Below are 1,040 nucleotides of genomic sequence, written 5' to 3' on the forward strand. Positions count from 1 at the left end.
TCAAAGCCTGCTTACGGCTCCCCGAGGCATTTCGTCGTTCGCCACGTCCTTCATCGGCTCCTAGCGCCTAGGCATCCTCCGTGTGCTCTTATTAGCTTAACCAAACCTGCTAATAATTCCTTCCCCGAAGGGATGGTTTATTGGATGAGTCACTTTAACTTCCGTTAAAGCAACGCTGCTCTAAACTTTGTTGTTTGTTTCGGTATCTAGTTTTCAAGGAACAAGCTTGCATGTGAGGGTTGTCCCCTCAAAACTGGACCAACGAGTGAGCGTTGTCTTGCGGAGTGCACACCTTTGCAGGCGGCACCCTTCTTGCTGGCTGGCTTCTCTGCAGAAGCTGCCTTCACGTTCTTTATAGACTGGATACCCTCGAAAGGATACCGGAAGTCTCCATAGAAAGGAGGTGATCCAGCCGCACCTTCCGATACGGCTACCTTGTTACGACTTCACCCCAATCATCTACCCCACCTTCGGCGGCTGGCTCCCTTGCGGGTTACCCCACCGACTTCGGGTGTTGCAAACTCTCGTGGTGTGACGGGCGGTGTGTACAAGACCCGGGAACGTATTCACCGCGGCATGCTGATCCGCGATTACTAGCAATTCCGACTTCATGCAGGCGAGTTGCAGCCTGCAATCCGAACTGAGACCGGCTTCTAAAGATTGGCTCCACCTCGCGGTTTCGCTTCCCGTTGTACCGGCCATTGTAGTACGTGTGTAGCCCAGGCCATAAGGGGCATGATGATTTGACGTCATCCCCGCCTTCCTCCGGTTTGTCACCGGCAGTCGATCTAGAGTGCCCAACTCAATGCTGGCAACTAAATCCAAGGGTTGCGCTCGTTGCGGGACTTAACCCAACATCTCACGACACGAGCTGACGACAACCATGCACCACCTGTCTCCCTTGCTCCGAAGAGGGGACACATCTCTGCATCTTTCAAGGGGATGTCAAGGCCTGGTAAGGTTCTTCGCGTTGCTTCGAATTAAACCACATACTCCACTGCTTGTGCGGGTCCCCGTCAATTCCTTTGAGTTTCACTCTT

At 53.3% G+C, this 1,040-nt stretch carries 2 rRNA genes; both read right to left on the bottom strand.

Features of this window, described 5'->3' with window-relative positions:
- Nucleotides 1-102 (bottom strand): 23S ribosomal RNA (locus G9U52_RS39085); the annotation flags it as partial.
- Between the two features lie 294 nt (nt 103-396).
- A 16S ribosomal RNA gene (locus G9U52_RS39090) occupies nt 397-1,040 on the bottom strand; the annotation flags it as partial.

Origin of the sequence: Paenibacillus agricola (assembly GCF_011440305.1) — a bacterium.
Classification (GTDB): domain Bacteria; phylum Bacillota; class Bacilli; order Paenibacillales; family NBRC-103111; genus Paenibacillus_S; species Paenibacillus_S agricola.